The sequence below is a fragment of the Kitasatospora sp. NPDC051164 genome (genome assembly GCF_044455625.1).
GTDB lineage: Bacteria > Actinomycetota > Actinomycetes > Streptomycetales > Streptomycetaceae > Kitasatospora.
Genome location: NZ_JBITFB010000001.1, coordinates 383,023 through 401,168 on the forward strand (window position 1 = coordinate 383,023; position 18,146 = coordinate 401,168).

General features: G+C 74.4%; 16 protein-coding genes. 8 read left to right on the forward strand and 8 right to left on the reverse strand.

What is annotated here, in order from left to right:
* Positions 1-62: 62 nt before the first annotated feature.
* A complete protein-coding gene (locus ACIBEC_RS01685) occupies positions 63-1,934 on the reverse strand; it encodes an NAD-binding protein (RefSeq protein ID WP_360490299.1) in 1,872 nt (623 codons plus the stop codon).
* A 275-nt stretch (positions 1,935-2,209) separates the two neighbouring features.
* Between ACIBEC_RS01685 and ACIBEC_RS01690 the strand changes: the two genes are divergently transcribed.
* Positions 2,210-2,755 (forward strand): HdeD family acid-resistance protein, encoded by a 546-nt coding sequence (locus ACIBEC_RS01690; protein WP_396287679.1) that lies wholly within the window; start codon positions 2,210-2,212, stop codon positions 2,753-2,755.
* A gap of 112 nt (positions 2,756-2,867) precedes the next feature.
* On the opposite strand, the gene ACIBEC_RS01695 is transcribed toward ACIBEC_RS01690, so the two are convergent.
* Positions 2,868-3,506, reverse strand: a complete 639-nt coding sequence (locus tag ACIBEC_RS01695) for a DUF6461 domain-containing protein (protein ID WP_360490303.1) — start codon at positions 3,504-3,506, stop codon at positions 2,868-2,870.
* A 79-nt stretch (positions 3,507-3,585) separates the two neighbouring features.
* The gene (locus ACIBEC_RS01700) at positions 3,586-5,061 is read right to left on the reverse strand and encodes a CoA transferase (protein WP_360490305.1); all 1,476 of its coding nucleotides are present in this window, start codon (positions 5,059-5,061) and stop codon (positions 3,586-3,588) included.
* Positions 5,062-5,222: 161 nt separating this feature from the next.
* Between ACIBEC_RS01700 and ACIBEC_RS01705 the strand changes: the two genes are divergently transcribed.
* Positions 5,223-5,909 (forward strand): N-acyl homoserine lactonase family protein, encoded by a 687-nt coding sequence (locus ACIBEC_RS01705; protein ID WP_360490727.1) that lies wholly within the window; start codon positions 5,223-5,225, stop codon positions 5,907-5,909.
* A gap of 81 nt (positions 5,910-5,990) precedes the next feature.
* On the opposite strand, the gene ACIBEC_RS01710 is transcribed toward ACIBEC_RS01705, so the two are convergent.
* Positions 5,991-7,178 (reverse strand): cytochrome P450, encoded by a 1,188-nt coding sequence (locus tag ACIBEC_RS01710; protein WP_396287680.1) that lies wholly within the window; start codon positions 7,176-7,178, stop codon positions 5,991-5,993.
* Between the two features lie 477 nt (positions 7,179-7,655).
* Here ACIBEC_RS01710 and ACIBEC_RS01715 point away from each other — a divergent pair, with 477 nt between their 5' ends.
* Positions 7,656-8,564, forward strand: coding sequence for a hypothetical protein (locus ACIBEC_RS01715; protein WP_360490309.1), 909 nt, complete (start codon positions 7,656-7,658; stop codon positions 8,562-8,564).
* A gap of 279 nt (positions 8,565-8,843) precedes the next feature.
* Here ACIBEC_RS01715 and ACIBEC_RS01720 read toward each other — a convergent pair whose 3' ends face one another.
* On the reverse strand, positions 8,844-9,152 hold the full coding sequence (locus ACIBEC_RS01720) for a zf-HC2 domain-containing protein (protein ID WP_360490311.1): 309 nt from the start codon (positions 9,150-9,152) through the stop codon (positions 8,844-8,846).
* Positions 9,153-9,207: 55 nt separating this feature from the next.
* On the opposite strand from ACIBEC_RS01720, the gene ACIBEC_RS01725 reads away from it, so the two are divergent.
* The 4 genes from ACIBEC_RS01725 (at position 9,208) to ACIBEC_RS01740 (ending at position 13,987) form a co-directional block, all read left to right on the forward strand.
* Complete coding sequence (locus tag ACIBEC_RS01725; protein ID WP_360490313.1) at positions 9,208-9,771, forward strand: sigma-70 family RNA polymerase sigma factor; 564 nt, start codon at positions 9,208-9,210, stop codon at positions 9,769-9,771.
* A 209-nt stretch (positions 9,772-9,980) separates the two neighbouring features.
* Positions 9,981-11,357 carry an MFS transporter gene (locus tag ACIBEC_RS01730; RefSeq protein WP_360490315.1) on the forward strand — a complete coding sequence of 459 codons (1,377 nt, stop codon included), beginning with the start codon at positions 9,981-9,983 and terminating at the stop codon, positions 11,355-11,357.
* A gap of 33 nt (positions 11,358-11,390) precedes the next feature.
* Positions 11,391-12,782 carry a cytochrome P450 gene (locus ACIBEC_RS01735; RefSeq protein WP_360490317.1) on the forward strand — a complete coding sequence of 464 codons (1,392 nt, stop codon included), beginning with the start codon at positions 11,391-11,393 and terminating at the stop codon, positions 12,780-12,782.
* 116 nt (positions 12,783-12,898) lie between these two features.
* On the forward strand, positions 12,899-13,987 hold the full coding sequence (locus ACIBEC_RS01740; RefSeq protein WP_360490319.1) for an isocyanide synthase family protein: 1,089 nt from the start codon (positions 12,899-12,901) through the stop codon (positions 13,985-13,987).
* Between the two features lie 8 nt (positions 13,988-13,995).
* Here the strand turns inward: ACIBEC_RS01740 and ACIBEC_RS01745 are convergent, their stop codons facing one another.
* The 3 genes from ACIBEC_RS01745 to ACIBEC_RS01755 form a co-directional block, all read right to left on the reverse strand.
* Entirely contained in the window at positions 13,996-14,796 is an 801-nt protein-coding gene (locus ACIBEC_RS01745) for an ABC transporter ATP-binding protein (protein WP_360490321.1), read from the reverse strand.
* The gene (locus ACIBEC_RS01750; protein WP_396287681.1) at positions 14,793-15,839 is read right to left on the reverse strand and encodes a FecCD family ABC transporter permease; all 1,047 of its coding nucleotides are present in this window, start codon (positions 15,837-15,839) and stop codon (positions 14,793-14,795) included. The genes ACIBEC_RS01745 and ACIBEC_RS01750 overlap by 4 nt, the downstream gene beginning before the upstream one ends.
* A gap of 75 nt (positions 15,840-15,914) precedes the next feature.
* Positions 15,915-16,997 (reverse strand): ABC transporter substrate-binding protein, encoded by a 1,083-nt coding sequence (locus ACIBEC_RS01755; RefSeq protein ID WP_360490323.1) that lies wholly within the window; start codon positions 16,995-16,997, stop codon positions 15,915-15,917.
* A gap of 245 nt (positions 16,998-17,242) precedes the next feature.
* Here ACIBEC_RS01755 and ACIBEC_RS01760 point away from each other — a divergent pair, with 245 nt between their 5' ends.
* Complete coding sequence (locus tag ACIBEC_RS01760) at positions 17,243-18,091, forward strand: helical backbone metal receptor (RefSeq protein ID WP_360490325.1); 849 nt, start codon at positions 17,243-17,245, stop codon at positions 18,089-18,091.
* Positions 18,092-18,146: the final 55 nt, after the last annotated feature.

Below are 18,146 nucleotides of genomic sequence, written 5' to 3' on the forward strand. Positions count from 1 at the left end.
GACAGATTTCAGATGATGAAATCTGTCAGCTGAAATCTGTCGGCTGTCACCTGTTGGCCTGCTCACCCCTCCGCCCCTGCCTCCGCTTCTGCCTCCAGTTCCTCCTCCAGCGCCACCGTGTTCAGCCGGGCGAGCCCGCTGCGGGTGGCGGCGACCACGATCCGGTCGCCCGGGGAGAGCCGCCGGGTGCGGTCGGGTAGGCCCCACTGCAGGTGCGAGCCGCGGGCGAAGCGGACGGCGATCACCCTGACCCCGCCCTCGTCCTCCAGGTCGTGCCGGTTCAGGCCGATCAGCCCGCTGCCGTCCTCCACCGTCAGCTCGGCGATCAGCAGCACGTGCCGGAACACGGAGAGCGTCCCGCGCACCTCGCGCCCCATCAGCGCCGCCGCGAAGGCGGGCGCGGCCAGGTAGGAGACCGACCGCGAGGCCGCGTTGTCCAGCGTCTTGTAGAAGTGCCCGGCGAAGTTGTCGTCGAACAGCCGCACCACCACCCGGACTTCGGGATTGCCGTGCCGGGCCTCCAGGGCCGCCTCCAGGTTGGTGGCGTCGTCGCCGCTGACCGCGACCAGCGCCCGGCTGTGTTTCAGCCGGGCCCGGCGCAGTTGCTCCTCGAACGGGCCGTCGCCCATCACGACCGGGATCCCGAGGGCCCGGACGGCGGCGACGCCGCGCGCCTGCGGGTCCCGTTCCATGCAGACCACCGGCACGCCCAGGTCGTGCAGCTGGGTCGCGACCCGGGTGCCGACGTTGCCGAGCCCGACGACGATCACGTGGTCCCGGGTGCCCGCCCCCGGGTTGCGTGGCTGGCCGCGCCGCCCGGATCCCAGCACCTCGACCGCGATGGCGGTGGCGACCGGCGCGAAGGTGATCCCGCAGATGGTGATCACCACCTGCGCGGACCGCTGCCAGAAGCCGCCGGTGCCCGTCCCGGCGGCGATGTCGGCGAGCTGGTCGGGCTGAGCGGCGCCGGCCAGGTCGAGCAGCGAGATGTAGACGGTCCAGCCGAAGTCCCGGTTGAGGTACCAGAGCACGCCGAAGGACATCAGCACCGCGGCGAGGGCGGTGAGCAGCACCAGCCGCATCCGGGCGCTGGTGAAGAAGCGCATGGTGTCGAGCAACCGCCAGCGCAACCGCCGCCGCCAGCCGATCGGCTCCCGGGGCTCGATCGGCAGTACCTGCAGTGCGGCGCTGCCGCCCGGCTCCTCCTCGGGTCCGGGACCGGCCGCAGGTCCGGGATCGGCTGCGGGTGCCGGTTCGCGCCGTACGCCGCCGGGGCGGATCGGCCCGTCGTCGCCGAACTCGCGGGCGAGCCGGACGAATTCGGCCGAGTCGCCCTGCTGCTCGGGCAGCAGCCGGATCTTGCCGAGGTCCTGCCGGTCGATCTGGTCGGCGACCACGCAGACCCGGTCGGAGGTGATGGCGTCGTCGAAGGCGATGTGCAGGTAACGTCCGTCGATCTCGACCGAGTTGGGGCGCCCGAGCGCGGCGGCGGCGAAGGCCGGGGCGGCGGTGGCCGATCCGGAGAGCGCGGTGCCGTTCTTGAGCAGCCGTTCGATGTTCTCGCCGAGCCGTTGGTTGAACATCCGGAACACGATGCGGATGTCCGGGTTGTGGTTCTGGGCGCTGAGCGCGGCGTGGATGTTCTCCTGGTCGCTTCCCTCGACCAGGGCGAGCCCACGGGCGGTGCCGATGGACACCGCGCGCAGGGCCTCGTCGGTGATGCCGGCGTACTCCACGACCGCAGCGACACCGTCGAGTTGCTCGATCTGCGGCGCGTGGTCGCGGGTCCGGTCGGCGACCAGGACGACAACCGGGACCTCGTAGTGCTCGACGAGTTCCAGGATCAGTCGGTGTGCCAGCGCGTTGCCCCCGCAGACGATGTAGTGCTGGCTGATCGGCTCGACCGGAGGGGTCCCCCACCCTTCAGAAGTCATACCGCCAGATGGTATCGACAGCGAGTGTCCGGAGGATGTCGTTCCGGTGATCGGGGCGGATCCTCCGAACGGCCGTATCCGGCGCGCGGACCGGTGGCGGCGCGGAAAGGCTGGGGTTCGTCTTCTGCCCGTCAACCCACCCAGTCCGCAAGCCCGCAAGCCCGCCCAGTCTGCCCGACCCACTCAGCCCGCAGACCATTCAGCCCAAGGAGTACGCCACCGTGGTCTCTCCGATCATCACCCCCGACGGTTCCCCGGTCCAGGGTCCGCTCGGCATGCTCGCCAAGGCCGCCTGGCAGATCCTGCTGGCCGCCGGACTCGTCTCGCTCGCCCTCGGGATCGTGGTCTTCGCCTGGCCCCAGGAGACACTGCTGGTGGTGGGCGTGCTGTTCGGCCTCTACCTGCTGGTGATCGGCGTCGTGCAGCTGGTCGCCGCGTTCGGCACTCACGCCACCACCGCGCTGCGGGTGCTGGCCTTCATCAGCGGCGCGATCTGCGTGCTGCTGGGACTGCTCTGCTTCCGCAGCGCGGTGCAGTCGCTGCTGCTGCTCGCACTCTGGATCGGAATCGGCTGGCTCTTCCGCGGCATCACCCAGCTGGCCGCCGCGATCTCCGACCCGCTGATGCCGGCCCGCAGCTGGCAGGCCTTCGCGGGCGTGGCCAACACGCTGGCCGGCGTGCTGCTGATGGTCTGGCCGGTCGGGTCGATCACCGCGCTGGCCGTGCTGGCCGGCTGCTGGCTGGTGATCCTGGGCGTGGTCGAGATCGTGACGGCGATCCAGGTGCGCAGCCGCGCCAAGCAGCTCCCGTCGGGGGTCTGAGCAACGCAGCTCCGACCGGCGAACCCTTGCGCAGCTGGTCCCTGACCAGCTGCTCTCCAGCAAGCGGCCCCGGAGGCCGCCGCCTCCGGCCGGAGCCGTCCCGCCGCCCCCGTTACGGGCGAGGGGCGTAGCCGAGCCGGAAGGTGGCGGCCTCCAGCCGTTCCGGGGTGAGCCGGACATCGGTCAGCCGCTCGGCCAGCGCGAACGCGGCCTCGGTGTGCAGCTCGTACCGCTCGCCGTCGAGCTGGAAGCCGCAGGCGGCCATCAGCTCGACGGTGCCCGGGGCGTCGGCGTCCGAGCCGTCCCGCTGGTCGGCGAAGAGCGGCTCGAACCGGAGCCGGCAGCCGCTCTGCTCCCACCAGTTGAAGTGGTCCTCCGCCATGGCGCCCCGGTAGTGCGAGACCAGCCGGGTGCCGTCGGTGAGGGCGGGGATGACCTCGTGCAGGCTGCCGAGGTAGCCGTACGGCTCCACCGCTAGGGCCCAGCCGTCCAGTTCGGTGACGGCGACGAGCAGCCGGTCGTCGTCCTCGCTGAGGAGGGCCTTGGCCTCCTCGTCCTCGCCGTCGTCGAAGGTCTCCCAGGCCTCGACCACCGTGTCCAGCCCGGTGACCTCGCGGCCGGGCACGGCGTCGAAGCGGCGCAGCAGTTCGTCGGCGGCGATCCCCTGGACGTGAGTGAGGCAGTAGGCCTTGCCCAGGACGGGGTAGCGCTGGTCGAACCAGGTGTAGTCGGTGGCGTGTGCGGCGGTCATGCGCAGATGCTGTCAGACGGCTCTGACAGCGACCCCGCCACCCCGGCTGAGAGCCGGCCCTGGGCAGTGCCGCCCTGGCTCAGAGCCAGGCCGGTGCGTCCGTCCCCCAACGCCCGGGCGGGCGCGACCAGTCGGCGGGCGCACCCTCGTAGCCGATCGGCGGCAGGGCGTGGCGCAGCCGCCCGTACGCGGAGTCCGTCTCGGCGAGCCACCGGGACGGGTCGTACGGCTCGGCGGTCCCACCCGGTACGGCGGCCTCCCGTTCGATGCCGTGCAGCAGCCAGGCGGCGGTGCCGGCCAGGGAGAAGCGCAGGTGGCGGCCGCCGGGGCGGCGGGTGCGCTGCTCGGTGAGGGCGCGCAGGACGGCGGCGGCGACGAGGTAGCCGGTGCCGTGGTCGAGGGCTTGGGCGGGCAGGACGCCGGGGTGGCCGTCGGGGGCGGCCTCGTGGGCGGCGATGCCGACGCCGGCCTGGACCAGGCTGTCGAAGCCGCGCCGCCCGGCCCACGGGCCGGTCCAGCCCCAGGCGCAGAGCTGGGCGACGATCAGGTCGGGGCGGCGGGCGAACAGCGCGTCGGGGGCAAGACCGTGGGCGTCCAGGGCGCCGGGGCGGTAGCCGGTGACGACGACGTCGGCGGTGGCGAGCAGTTCCTCGAAGACGGCCCGGTCGGTGGGCTCGGCGAGATCGAGACGGGCGGAGCGCTTGCCGAAGCCGGTGTCGGCGTGGGCGTCCTCGGCCTCGGGCAGCCGGGGCGAGTCGATGCGCAGGACGTCGGCGCCGAGCAGGGCGAGGGTGCGGGTGGCGACCGGTCCGGCGATCACCCGGGTGAGGTCGAGGACCCGGACCCCGGCGGCGGGCCGGTCGACCGGGGCGTCGCCGAGCGCGCGGGCGGGCGCACCGCCGGCACCGGCGGTGGCGGCGGCACCGACTTCCCGGTACTCCACCAGGGGGTGCACGGCCGAACTCACCGGCGCGACGGCCACCGCGAGCCCCCCCGCCGCGTACGCGCGCTCCTGGACCTGCTCGGCCGGCAGTTTGCCGAGCACCTCCGCGAGTTGCTCGGGCCCGGCGTCCACGGCGAGGCCGAGGGCTGCCAGCAGCCGGGTGCGGTGGTGCGGGTAGTTGGCGTGGGTGCGCACCCAGCCGTCGGCGGTGCGCCAGAAGCCGGAGTGCGGGGCGAAGCTGACGGGCGTCCGGCCGTCGATCGTCAGGTGCCGCTCGCTGACGAAGGCGGTGGCGACCGCGCCCTGGTCCACCCGGACGGCGGGGACCGGACCGCCGCTGCGGAGGGCGGCGAACTCGGCGGCGGCGAGCGAGCAGACGGCCACGGTGGCCCGGGCCAGGCGCCGCACCGGCAGGCCGGAGGGCAGGACGTCGTCCGGGCCGTGGAAGCGTACCCGAGCCGGCAGGTCGGCCGGTCCGCCGAGGGCCGTCCAGGCGTCGACGGTGGGACGGTCTGCGGGCTCACCCCCGGCGTTCGCCGCGTTCACGGCCTTCACGCCCTTCACGGCGTTCACGGAACGGACAGGTCCTGCGGGCAGCGGACGATCAGTCATGCCCGGCATTGTGCTCCCTTTCCCGGGTGCCCGCCGTGACGCCCGCCACCAGCACCCGGCAGCGCCGCGGAGGCCGGGTAGGGTTCGGACCGGGGGCCGCGGCGGCCACCCGTACGGGGGCAGAGCGACGCACCACGACACGGGGGGATGAAGTGAATGTGATCCGCCGCCTCGAACTGGGGTACTTCGTCCGGCCGGCCTCCGAGGTGGGCGGCCCGGAGCCACGAGTGGAGCCGGTGCTCGCGTACCTGGTCCGGCGCCCGGAGGGGCTGCTGCTGTTCGACACCGGGATCGGCGGCGGCGCGCCGGAGACCGAGGCACACTACCGCCCGGTCCGCCGTCCGCTGCCGGAGGCGCTCGCCACGGCCGGGGTCTCCGTCGCCGACATCGACCTGGTGGTCAACTGCCACCTGCACTTCGACCACTGCGGCGGCAACCCGCTGCTCGCCGGCACGACCGTCCTGGTCCAGGCGAGTGAGCTGGCCACCGCCCGGCGCGGCGACTACACCATCGACGCGCTGGTCGACTTCCCCGGCGTCGAGTACCGCGAGCTCGACGGCGAGGCGGAGGTCTGGCCCGGCGTCCGGGTGCTGCCCACCCCCGGCCACACCGAGGGCCACCAGTCGCTGCTGGTCGAGCGCCCGGGCGGCGGCCCGGTCCTGCTCGCCGGGCAGGCGTACGACTTCGCCACCGAGTACGGTCAGGCGCTGCTCGCCCGGCGGGCGGCGCGCGAGGGCGTGGCGGCGCCGCTGCCCGGCTACCGCGCCTGGCTCGACCGCGTGGCGGAGTACGGGCCGCGCCGGGTGCTGTTCGCGCACGACCACGCGGTGTGGGAGCCGGGCGAGTAGCCGTACCCGATGCCTCGGCACCTGGGATGTCGAACCCCGCGGACCGCTCAGAAGGTGATCAGAAGACGGTCAGAAGTCGGTTCAGAAGGCGAAGCCCAGCGAGCGGACCCGGTGGTCGAAACTGGACGGGACGAGCTCCGGCTCGCCGACCGAGCGCGCCTCGGGCAGGCGGGTGAACAGCTCCCGGAACAGTGCCGTCATCTCCTGCCGGGCCAGGTGCGCGCCGAGGCAGTAGTGCGGGCCGCCGCCGCCGTAGCCGAGGTGGGGGTTGGGCGTGCGGGTGATGTCGAAGGCGTCCGGGTCGGGGAAGACCGCCTCGTCGCGGTTGGCCGAACCGTAGAACAGGGCGACCTTCTCGCCCGCGCGCAGCAGGGGACCGCCGGGGCCGCCGAGCTCGTGGTCGACGGCGACGGTCCGGTTGAACTGGATGATCGGTGTGGCGTGGCGGACCGTCTCGTCCACCGCGCCGCCGAGCCGCCCGTCCAGGTCGGAGAGGAGCAGGGCTCGCTGCTCGGGGTGGACGGTCAGCAGGTGCAGGCCGTGGGCGAGCGCGTTGCGGGTGGTCTCGACCCCGGCGACCAGCAGCAGGGTGAAGAAGGCGCCGAGCTCGCGGCCGGTGAGCCGGCGGCCGTCCACGTCGGCGGTGACCAGCGCGGAGATCAGGTCCTCGGCCGGTCGGCGCCGCCGCTCCCGGCCGATCCCGGCCACGATGCCCTGCATGCGGGCGAGCGCCCGCAGCCCGCGCCCGGGCGCCCGCAGCCGGTGGCGCAGCGAACGGGCCACGCCGATGTCCGCGGAGGTGCGGTTGACCAGGTCGAGGATGGCGCGGCGCGGCTGCTCGGGGATGCCCATCATGGTGCAGATCACCCGGAACGGAAGTTCGGCGGCGACCGCGGTCACGAAGTCCTCCGGCCGGTCCCGCTCGACCCGGTCGACCAGGGCGGCACTGATGCGCCGGACGTCCTCCTCGACCCGGCCGAGCAGCCGCGGCGTGAACGCCCGCGAGACGATCCGGCGCAGCTGGGCGTGGCGGGGGTCGTCCAGGTTGACCATCGAGTCGCCGAACAGCAGCCGCACCCAGCGGGCGGGGGCGGGGGTGGTGACGCCGGGGCCACTGAGGAAGACGGCGGGGGTGCGGCTGGCCTCGACCACGTCGGCGTGGCGGACCAGGGCGTGGAAGCCCTTGCCGGTGGCGCGGTCGCCGAAGAACACCGGACCGGGGCGGCGGCGCAGCTCGGCGAAGGCGGCGGCGCGGGCGGAGGCGGGCAGCCGCCAGAAGCGGGGGTCCGCGAGGTCGGCGAGGTCGGCGGTTCCGGCTGCTTCGGGGGTCCCGGCCGCGTCGGGCGTACCGCTCGCGTCGGGGGTCCTGGCTTCCTCGGTGGGCGCGCCCGAGTCGGCGGGCTTGGCAAAGTCGGCAAAGGACTCCGCGGGTTCCCTCGCGGCTTCCGTCGGGGCTTCGGCTGGGGCTTCCGTCGGGGTCGTCGGGGTCTCCAAGGCCGGACCTCCCTGCTCTGGACGTCGTCGCTCCGACACCTACGGAACGCACCGGCTCGTGCACATCTAGTGAGCAAGCGGTGAGTGCTTGTCAAACCGCACCGATGGTCGTACGAGCGGCTGTTCGGGTCGGCGCGCTGGGGAGGACGGCGGCCGAGCGGGCCGCCGGGCGGGCGGCCGCGCATGGTCTCACGGGCCGGAACCGGCCATGACCGGAGGGTGCGGTACGGACCGGGCGGGGTGGGTGCGACGATGAGTGCCATCGTGATGACCGACCGGATCCGCCTGCTGCGCGCCGCGGTCTTCGCCGCGCTGTGCGTGGCGATGGCCGCCACCGCGCACGTCGCCATGGCCGGATCCGGGGTCTCCCCGACGGCGCTGGCCGGCGCGTTCGGGGCGGTCCTGGGGCTGACCTGGCTGCTCGCCGGAAAGCGGCGCGGGCTCGGTGCGATCAGCGTCTGGATGATCGCCGCGCAGACCGCACTGCACCAGCTGTTCGAACCGGCCGGGGCGCTCGGCCGAGGGGGCGGCGGCCTCGGCCGGCTCGCCACCACGGACTGGGCCGCCCTGCTGCTCTGCAACCCGGACCGCGCGCCCGGCGGGCTCTCGCCGGTCGAGCTGGCCCGGATGGCGGGCATCGACCCGGACGTACCGCCGACCGCCGGCGGCCTGCGCCCGATGGCCGGAATGCACCACGGTGCCGCGGGGGCAGGGGCCTCCGCAAACGGGACGGCCATGGACATGGGCCTGCCCGGGATGGCGGGGATGCCCGGCATGCCCCACCCGATGCCCGGAGGCATGTCCGACCCGACGACGGGCGGCCTGACGCACGACATGGCGGGCGGCATGTCCCACGGGATGTCCCACGGCATGTCGCCGGGGATGGCCGCCGCCCACGTACTGGCCGCGCTGGCCTGCGCGCTACTGCTCTGGCGTGGTGACGCGGCACTGGTGCGGCTCTTCGACCTGCTCGGCGCGTTCGGCGCCGGCGTCGCGGGCGCCTTGCTGCTCCCACTGCTGGCGCTCTTCGCGCGCCCCTTCGGCTACCGGGCCCCGGCGCCGCCCAGGCCCGCCGACGACCGAGCCCGGCCGCCCCGGTCGGTGCTGCTCACGCATGCCGTGGTCCGGCGCGGGCCGCCGGCGTTCGCCCTCGCCTGCTGACGCGCCCGCCGCCGCAGTCCCCCGGCCGCCTCCGGCCCCCGGAACCCCGCGACGGGCAGGTCGCCCTGCCGCACGGCCGTGCCTTCCACCGCCGTACCGCCAGGGCGCGGGCCCGCGTCCACCGCCGCGCATCCCGGCTCTCCGGGAGAGACGGCATGCCGCGTGGCCGCCCACGGACGCCGACGGTGCCGCCCTGAGCGGCACCGTTCCCAGCCTTCCCCTCGGGACCTTTCCATGCCTGACTACGACGGCGCACCGGCCCCGGCCGGCGCCACCGTCCTACCGCTCCGTGGCCTGTGGGCCTTCCGGAGCGCGACCGCCCGGCCCCTCGGCCGGCCCGATCTCCGTCAGCCCGATCTCCTTCAGCCCGGCGTCCTTCAGCCCGGCGAGCAGGCGGGCCGACCACTCCGGCGACGGCCCGTCGGCGGCGCCCGCCCGGACGTGACCGCGCAGCAGCTCCGCCCGGTCCAGCCACTCCCGGCAGCCGGTGCAGCGCGCAACGTGCTTGTCGAGCCGTGCCTGCGCCAGACCGCTCGGTTCGCCGTCGAGCCGGGCGGACAGAGCGGTACGGAACTGCGCGCATCTCATATGCCCATCGTCCCGCACGACCACCGAGGCGGGACCGGCCGCGTCGGAGGCCGCCGTGGATGACGAGCAGCTCACCGCGCTCGCACTGACCGCCCGCTCCGGCCGGGCGGCAGACGTCGAGGCCTTCGTCCGCGCGACCCAGCGCGACGTCTGGCGCTTCGTCGCCCACCTGACCGACGTGCAGTCCGCCGACGACCTCGCACAGGAGACCTTCCTGCGCGCACTACGCAGCCTGCCCGCGTTCGCGGGGCGCTCCTCGGCCCGCACCTGGCTGCTCTCGATCGCCCGGCGCACGGTGATCGACCGCTACCGGATGGCCGCCGCCCGGCCACGCCTCGCGGCACTGCCGGACTGGCAGGAGGCGGCGGAGCGACAGAGCGGCGTGCCGGGGGCCGGATTCGAGGACGGCATCGCACTCGACGACCTGCTCGACCGGGTGCCCGCCCAGCGGCGGGAGGCCTTCGTCCTGACCCAGGTCGTCGGGCTGAGCTACGCCGAGGCGGCCGAGGTCGCCGGCTGCCCCGTCGGCACCGTCCGCTCCCGGGTCGCCCGGGCACGGGAGGAACTGATCGCACGCCTGCGGGCGGCCGAGGCCGGGGAGCTCGTGGCCGCATGCTGAGCGGCGGCGGCGAAACAGCCGACAGATGACAGATTTCGAAATCTGTCATCTGTCGGCTGTCAGCTGAAATCTGTCACTCGTTCGCTGAACACCGCCACCGAAAATTCCCCCAAATGTTCGGAACCGGAGCCGCCGCGCCCCCGACTGCTGTACCGGACCCCGCCGCCGGGGCGGTGTCCGGTACGGCAGAACGGGAACGGAGGGACTCCATGGCAGCGCAACAGCCGACGGTCGCCGATTCACTGACGGACAGTCAGTCACAACCCGTCGACCGCTGGAGCCTGGTCGTGGCCGCGGGCCTGCTCTCGTTCGTCGCGATGCTCGACATGAACGTGGTCAACCTCGCGCTCACCGACATCTCGGCCGGCCTGCACGTCTGCCCCGGGGTCGCCCAGTGGGCCGTTCTCGGCTACCAACTCCCGCTCGTCGCACTCCTCCTGCCCGCCGGGCGGTGGCTGGACCAGGTCGGCACCCGGTCCGCGCTGCTGCTCGCGGTCGGCTGCTTCGCCGGTTGCAGCGTGCTGGCGGCCGCGGCCCCGTGGGCGGGTTGGCTGATCGCGGCCCGGCTGCTGCAGGGCGCCTTCGGGGCCGTCCTCTTCGTCCTGATGCCGGTGCTCGCCGCGACGTCCGTCCGGCCCGAGCTGCGCGGGCGGGCGATGAGCGTGCCCGCGACCCTCGGTCCGCTCGGCGCCGTGACCGGTCCGGTCGTCGGCGGCCTGCTGCTGGACTACCTCGGCTGGCGGGCGATCTTCCTGGTCAAGCTGCCGGTCTGCCTGGCCGCCGTGCTGATCGTGCGGCGGCACGCCCCGCGGCGCGGCGGGCTGCGCCTGCCCGACCGGGGCTCACTCGGCGACGCCGCCCTGATCGGTGGTGCCATGGCCGCCGTCCTGCTCGGGCTCACCCTGGCCCCGGAGGCGCCGCAGTGGCTCCTGCTGGCGCTGCCCGCCGCGCCGCTGGTGCTGCTGTGGCTGCGCCGCCCCGGCGGCCGACCGGTGGCCGAGGTGCTGCGGGCCGCCGGGACCGCCGGGGTCAACGCCTCGGTGCTGGCGCTCGCCGCCGGCTTCGCGGCCTGCCACTACCTGCTCGCCCAGCACCTGCGCGGCCCTCGGGGCGAGAGCGCCACGGCCACCGCGCTGACCATGCTGGCGTTCCCGCTCGGCATGGTGCTGGCCGGGCGGGTCGGCGGCCGACTGACCGACCGTTGGGGCGCCCGACCGACCGCGCTCACCGGCGCCGCCGTCACCACTCTCGGCCTGGCCCTGCTCGTCCCGCTGGACGCCGACTGGTCCGCCCTCGACATCGCCGCCCGGCTCTCCCTCGCCGGTGCCGGGATGGGCCTCAACGGGGGCCCCACCCAGGCCCTGGTGATGACCGCCTCCCCGCCCGGAAAGCTCGCCACCGCCGGGTCCGCCGTCCAACTCGCCCGCAGCCTCGGCTTCGCCCTCGGACCGGCCCTCGCCACCGCCGCCGCGTCGGCCGGGAGCCGCGACACCACCGGGACCCGCGCCGGGATCGCCCTGGCCGCCGCGGTCGCGGCGACCGCCGTCGCCCTGCTCGCCCTGCACCGCCGCCGCCCCACGACCTGACAGTCCGCGCACCGCACCGAAGGACCACCCCAGATGACCGACACCATCCCCGACACCGCCCCCGACCCGATACCCGGCCCCGCCCCCGACCCGATCGCCGACCCGGTCCCCGGCTCGGCCGCGACCGACGACACCCCGCGTTGCCCGTACGGGCACGACCGGCTCCCCTCCCCCGTCCCGCTGTACGGTCCGGCGTACAAGAGCGATCCGTACCCGCTGTACCGGCGGATGCGCGAGGCCGGGCAGGTGCACCGGGTGGAGTTCCCGAGCGGCATCCACGCCTGGCTGGTCACCGGCTACCAGGCCGCCCACGCGGCCCTCAACGACCCGCGCCTCGGCAAGAACCACGCGCTGGGCAACGACGATTGGCGCCGACTCGCGTCGATCATGCCCGAGCCGCAGCACTCGCAGCTCCAGGTCCACCTGCTCCACCAGGACCCGCCCAAGCACACCTCGATGCGCCGGCTCGTCCTGGACGCCTTCGCGCCGCGCCGAGTCGAGTCCCTGCGCCCCCGGCTGCAGGAGCTGGCCGACGCCCTGGTGGACGAGCTGCCCGAGGCCGGCGGCGCCGACCTGGTGGCCGGTTTCGCGGCCCACTACCCCTTCCGGGTGCTCGCCGAAGTCATCGGCCTCCCAGCCGAGTTGGCGGACCGCTTCGACCGTGACTGGGGCAAGGTGGTCCAGCCCGTCGGCCCGCAGGACCCCGGCCGCCCGGCGTACGAGGCGCGGCTGCGCGGCCTGCAGCGGTACATCGCCGACGTGGTCACCCGCAAGCGCACCGACTGCCGGGAGCCCGGCTGGACGGAGTCCGAGGACCTGCTCGGCCGGCTCGTCGCCGCCCACGACGCGGGCGAGTTGAGCCGCGAGGAGCTGGACTCCATGGTGTTCCAACTGCTGGTCGCCGGGCAGGAGCCGGTCACCAACCAGATCACCACCATGCTGATCACCCTGCTGCGCCACCCCGAGCAGCTCGACCGGTTGCGCGACGGCATCGACGAGCCCGGCCTGCTCGACCGTGCGGTGGAGGAACTACTCCGCCACGACGCCGCGTTCGAGCTCACCACCTGGCGGTTCTTCGCCGAGGACAGCGACCTGTTCGGCACCACCGTGCCGGCCGGCGACTCGGTGATCGTCTCGCTCTGCGCCGCCAACCGCGACGAATCCCGGTTCCCCGAGGCCGACCGCCTCGACCTCGACCGCTCCCCCAACGCCCACCTCGCCTTCGGCCACGGCATCCACTACTGCCCCGGCGCCGCCCTGGCCCGGGCCGAACTCCGGATCGCCATCGGCACCCTGCTCACCCGCCTGCCCGGGCTGCGCCCGGCGAAGGCCCCCGGGGACGACCTGGCCGACCTCACCTGGATCCCCGCCGTCCTGGCCCGCGGGGTCAACCGCCTCCCCGTCGCCTACGACCGGCGCCGCTGACCGGCACAGACCGCCGCTGACCCGGGGCGCCGACCCCCCGCACCCGCCCCCCGCATCCGATACCCGGCTCCGCCTGCCCGAGCCCGCCCCACACCACCATCCGTGGAGGACCCACCATGCCGCCCGCCGGCACCGCCACCACTCCGATCACTGTCACCGACACCTGCACCAACACCGGCACCGGCACCGGCACCGGACCAGGACCCACGGCCGAGGCCGAGCGCCTCGCCGCCCGCATCCTCGATCTCCTGCTGCCGCACCGCCGCGCCGCCGACCCGGAGTTCGACGCCCGACCGGGGCACTTCCCGCTGCAGCTCGCGCAGTTGGCGGACTTCATCGCCGCCGGCGAACCGATCGTGTTCACCCTGCCCGGCTTCCCCTGCAAGTCGCCGAACCCGGCGAAGGTGCTCGGCCACCTGCCCGACGAGGGCGAACGACTGTCGCTGACCTTCCTCGACCGGCTCTGCGCCGAGATCGGCCGCCTCCACGAGCCCGGCGCCCGGATGCTGATCTGCTCCGACGGGCACATATTCGGCGACCTGATCAACGTCCCGGACGACCACATCGACGCCTACTCCGACGAGTTGACCGCCATGATCGCCCGCGAGGGTCTCGGCCACCTCGCCACCTTCGACCTGCGGGCCGTCCTCGGCGACCTCCCGTACGACGAGAAGAGAGCCCGGGTGCACGAGCGCTACGCCCCCACCGTCGAGGAGTTGCGCGAGCAGGTGCTGACCGAGGAGGAGACCCTTCGGCTCTACCGCGGTATCACCCGCTTCCTCACCGAGGACTCCATCGGCTTCACCGGCACCCGCTCGGCCCTGCAGCGGGAGTGCCGCCGCCGCGCCTACGGGGTGATCCAGCGCAGCCGTGCCTGGGGCGAGTTGATCGCCGAGCAGCACCCCCGGGCCGTCCGACTCTCCATCCACCCGCAGCCGGCCGGCGTCTCCAAGTTCGGCATCCGGCTGCTGGCGGCGGCCGACGCCTGGACCACGCCCTGGCATTCCTCGGTACTCCACCGAGCGGACGGTGGATGGGAGTTGCTACGCAGCGAGGACGCCGCACGGCTCGGCCGGCTGGTGCTGCGCGACGGCCGACCGAGCCACTACGAGGGCCAGGTCGAGGGCCACGTCGAGGGCCATGGCCAGAGCGACGACCGGAGCCACGACCCGGGCCACGGCCAGAGCCACGACGCGAGCCGCTGAAAGGCGGACTACGTCCCGATCACGGAGGCCACCGCACCGGCCGGGGTGCGGTGGTCGAAGGCGATCAGCGGGTCGCCGGTGAGCGGGTGCTCGATCACCGCTGCCCGTACCCCGAAGACCTCCGCCAGCAGTTCGGGGGTCAGTACCTCGCGCGGCGCCCCCGAGGCCACCAGGGCGCCGCGGTGCAGGACGTGCAGCCGGTCGCAGACCGAGGCGGCGGCGTTGAGGTCGTGCAGGGCGACCAGCGTGGTGCGGCGCTGCTCGCGCAGCAGGGCGAGGAGTTCGACCTGGTGCCGGACGTCCAGGTGGTTGGTCGGCTCGTCCAGCACCAGGACGTCCGGCTGCTGCGCGAGCGCGCGGGCCAGCAGCACTCGTTGCCGTTCCCCGCCGGACAGTTGGGTGAAGCGGCGGTCGCCGGCGGTCGCCATGCCGACCCGGGCCAGGGCCTCGGCGGTGATCCGGTGGTCCTCGGCGTCATCGGCGGCGAAGGCCCGCTTGTACGGGGTGCGGCCCATCGCGACCACCTCGCGGACGCTCAACTCGAAGTCCCCGCCGCGCTCCTGGGGCAGCGCGCCGATGTGCCGGGCGGACTGGGCCGGCCGCAGCTCCGCCAGGTCCCGCCCGGCCAGCAGCACCCGCCCGGTGCTCGGCCGCAGGTGCCGGTAGACGGTGCGCAGCAGGCTGGACTTGCCGCTCCCGTTGGGCCCGACCAGTCCGGCGATCTCCCCCTCCTCGGCGACCAGGTGGACCCCGGCCACCACCGTCCGCCCGGCCAGGGCGACACTCAATTCCTCGACGGCGATCCTCAATTGCGCTCCAGTCGTCGGTCCAGCAGGTAGAGCAGGGTGGGGGCACCGAGGACGGCGGTGACCACGCCGATCGGCAGTTCCTGGCCGTCCAGGGCGGTGCGGGCCACGGTGTCGACGACGACCAGCAGCAGCGCCCCGGTGAGCGCGGACAGCGGCAGCAGGCGCCGGTGGTCGCCGCCGAGGAGCAGGCGGCAGACGTGCGGCACCATCAGGCCGACGAAGCCGATCGCGCCGGAGACGGCGACCAGCACCCCGGTGAGCACGCTGGTGACGACGAAGACCTCGCGGCGCAGTCGGGCGACGTCCACGCCGAGCCCGGCGGCCGTCTCGTCACCCATCAGCATCGCGTTGAGCCCCCGGGCACGGGCCTGCAGCAGGGCCAGGCCGAGCGCCACGGCTACGGCGGGGACGGTGAGCTGGGCCCAGACGGTGCCGCCGAGGCTGCCCATGAGCCAGAACAGCACGCCCCGGGTCTGCTGCTCGTCGCGGGTCTGCAGGACGAGGTAGCTGGTGACGCCGCCGAGGAACTGGGCGATGCCGATGCCCGCGAGGACCAGGCGCAGCGGGGAGAAGCCGCCGCCGCGCCGGGCCATCAGCCAGACCAGGGAGAACGCGGCGAGCGCGCCGGCGAACGCCGCCAGGGAGACGGTGAGGCCGAGCGCGCTGCCGAAGGAGAGCTGGAGCCCGAAGGTGGTGCCGAGGACGAGGGCGGCGACCGCCCCGAGGGAGGCGCCGGAGGAGATGCCGAGGAGGTACGGGTCGGCGAGCGGGTTGCGGACCAGCGCCTGGACGGCGGTGCCGACCAGGCCGAGCCCGGCGCCCACCACGGCCGCCAACAGGGCGCGCGGGACGCGAAGTTGCCAGACGATGAGGTCGCGGGTGCCGGGTTCGGCGGCCCGCCCGGTGAGCCGGCGGGCGACCACCGACCACACCTCGCCGGGCGGGATGTCCACCGCGCCGAGCGAGACGGCTGCGGTCAGCGCGAGCACCAGGGCGACGGTGAGGACGGCGGCCAGCGGCCCGGCCCGCAGCGTGCGGGCCAGGCGGCCGGTGCCGGCTGCCTCGTTCGCGGTCTCGGCCTCGGCCTCGGCCTCGGCGTGAACGGCCGACGTCACCTTCTACTGCCCGTTCTTGACGAGGTCGGGGTGGACGGTCGCCGCGATCTGCCGGACGGCGTCGGCGTTGCGCACACCCGCGATGGTGGTCGCCTCGGAGCCGAGCCGGACGAAGTGCCCCTCCTGGACGGCCTTCAGGCCCTGGGTCGCCGGGAAGCTCTTCAGGAACGCCTCGGCGTCGTCGAAGGCCTTGCGGGTGGCCTCCTCGCTGCCCCGGTTGCGGACGGCGAGCTGGATCCAGTCCGGGTTCTTGGCGACGACGTCCTCCCAGGAGCCGGGCTTGAAGTCGGCGTCGCAGTCGGCGAACACGTTGCGCGCCCCGGCCTGGGTGATCACCGCGTTGGCGACCTGCCGGCCGCAGACCGCCACCGGCTGCTTGGTACCGGCGTCGAAGTCGAAGACGAAGTAGCTCGGCCGCTGCCCCTCCGGCACGGCGGCGAGCGCGGTGCGCACCTCGCCGACCTGCTTCTCCATCCCGGCCACCAGCTCCTCCGCGCGGGCGGCGGTGCCGGTGACGGCGCCGAGCCGGCGGATGTCGTCCTCGACGCCCCCGAGGTCGGTGCGCGGCGCCTTGGCGGCCTTCGGGGTCCCGGCGCAGGCGGTGGAGAGCAGGTAGACGTGCCGGATGCCGGCCGCCGCGAACTCCTCCTCGCTCGGTCCGGTGGCGCCGCCGCCCATCATCGGCATCGCACTGAAGGTGTCGACGTACAGGTCGGCGCCGGAGCCGAGCAGCTTCTCCTTGGGAATGGCCTTGTCCCCCAACACCGGGACCTTGCCGCCCTGTTCGGCGAGGTCGGCCGGCAGGGTGCCCTTGCCGGGCGGGAAGCCGGTGCCGACCACCCGGTCGCCGGCGCCGAGCCGGAGCAGCATCTCCAGGCTCGACGCGTTGCTGGTGACGATCTTCGTCGGTGCCTTGGCGATGGTGGTCTCCTTGCCCGCGCAGTCGGCGACCTTCACCGGGTAGGCGCCGGTCGGGGCGGCCTGGGCGGTGGCAGAGTCGCCCCGTCCACCCCCGCCACCGCTTCCGCAGGCCGTGGCGAACAGGGCGACGGCGGCCGCGATTCCGCAGACAACGCGTGGGCGCATGACAACTCTCCTGGTCGGTGGTCCGTGCTCGGGCCCGTGCTGCGGACCCGGACCAGGTAGTCGGACGACCCGGGCGGCGGGTTCCCGCGGGATTCACGGACCGCTCGCACAGGCCGACGCCATCCCGACCGGCCCGCAGGATCCGGCCTGGATGCGGCCTGGCCCCGGCCTCGACCCGGCCGCGACCCGGCCCGCAGGATCCGGGACGCAGAATCCGTGACGCAGGCCTGGCCTAGGCTGGCCCGATGGCCGACCCCACCGCGCTGCGCGACGACCTCGACCTCCCCGTCCGGCTCGGGCCGCGCCCGCCCCGCCGGGTGGTCTCGCTGGTGCCCTCGCTGACCGAGGCGGTCGCCGCCACCGCGCCCGGGCTGCTGGTCGGCGCCACCGACTGGTGCAGCCACCCCGCCGACCTGGCCGTCACCCGGATCGGCGGCACCAAGAACCCGGACGTCCCGGGCATCCTCGCGCTCGAACCCGACCTCGTCATCGCCAACGACGAGGAGAACCGGCGCCCCGACCTGGACGCGCTGCGGGCGGCCGGCGCCCCGGTCTGGGTCACCGACATCCGCACCCTGGACGACGCCTTCCGCTCACTGGACCGGCTGCTGACCACCGCCTGCCGACTGCCACGCCCCGCCTGGCTGGACGAGGCGGAAGCGGCCTGGGCGCCGGTCGGACCGGTCAGGCCCGTCGGGCCCGTCCCGCCGAGCCGAGCGGTCCAGGAGCCCGACGGCCCGAGGGCGATCGTGCCGATCTGGCGCCGCCCGTGGATGGTCCTCGGCCGCGGCACCTTCGCCGGGGACCTGCTGCGCCGTCTGGGCCTCCGACTCGTCCACGCCGACCACCCCGAGCGCTACCCGGCCATCCCGCTGCCCGAACTACTGGCCTGCCGACCGGAGTTGGTGGTGCTGCCGGACGAGCCGTACCGCTTCACCGCCGAGGACGGCCCGGAGGCGTTCCCCGGAACACCGGTCGCACTGGTCAGCGGACGGCACCTGACCTGGTACGGACCGTCCCTCGTCACGGCGCCGGCCGTCCTGCGGCAGGCGCTCGGCCACCCGTTCACACAAGGCCGGAGCGGCACCTCATAGGATGACCGCCACGCGCCGGGATCACCGGTGACCAGTGGGGGGACCACAGATGAGA

Bases quoted from the DNA above. Each gene is read 5' to 3' on its own strand.
- ACIBEC_RS01685 (WP_360490299.1), bottom strand. From the start codon at position 1,934: ATGACTTCTGAAGGGTGGGGGACCCCTCCGGTCGAGCCGATCAGCCAG.
- ACIBEC_RS01690 (WP_396287679.1), top strand. From the start codon at position 2,210: ATGCTCGCCAAGGCCGCCTGGCAGATCCTGCTGGCCGCCGGACTCGTC.
- ACIBEC_RS01695 (WP_360490303.1), bottom strand. From the start codon at position 3,506: ATGACCGCCGCACACGCCACCGACTACACCTGGTTCGACCAGCGCTAC.
- ACIBEC_RS01700 (WP_360490305.1), bottom strand. From the start codon at position 5,061: ATGACTGATCGTCCGCTGCCCGCAGGACCTGTCCGTTCCGTGAACGCC.
- ACIBEC_RS01715 (WP_360490309.1), top strand. From the start codon at position 7,656: ATGAGTGCCATCGTGATGACCGACCGGATCCGCCTGCTGCGCGCCGCG.
- ACIBEC_RS01720 (WP_360490311.1), bottom strand. From the start codon at position 9,152: ATGAGATGCGCGCAGTTCCGTACCGCTCTGTCCGCCCGGCTCGACGGC.
- ACIBEC_RS01730 (WP_360490315.1), top strand. From the start codon at position 9,981: ATGGCAGCGCAACAGCCGACGGTCGCCGATTCACTGACGGACAGTCAG.
- ACIBEC_RS01735 (WP_360490317.1), top strand. From the start codon at position 11,391: ATGACCGACACCATCCCCGACACCGCCCCCGACCCGATACCCGGCCCC.
- ACIBEC_RS01740 (WP_360490319.1), top strand. From the start codon at position 12,899: ATGCCGCCCGCCGGCACCGCCACCACTCCGATCACTGTCACCGACACC.
- ACIBEC_RS01755 (WP_360490323.1), bottom strand. From the start codon at position 16,997: ATGCGCCCACGCGTTGTCTGCGGAATCGCGGCCGCCGTCGCCCTGTTC.
- ACIBEC_RS01760 (WP_360490325.1), top strand. From the start codon at position 17,243: ATGGCCGACCCCACCGCGCTGCGCGACGACCTCGACCTCCCCGTCCGG.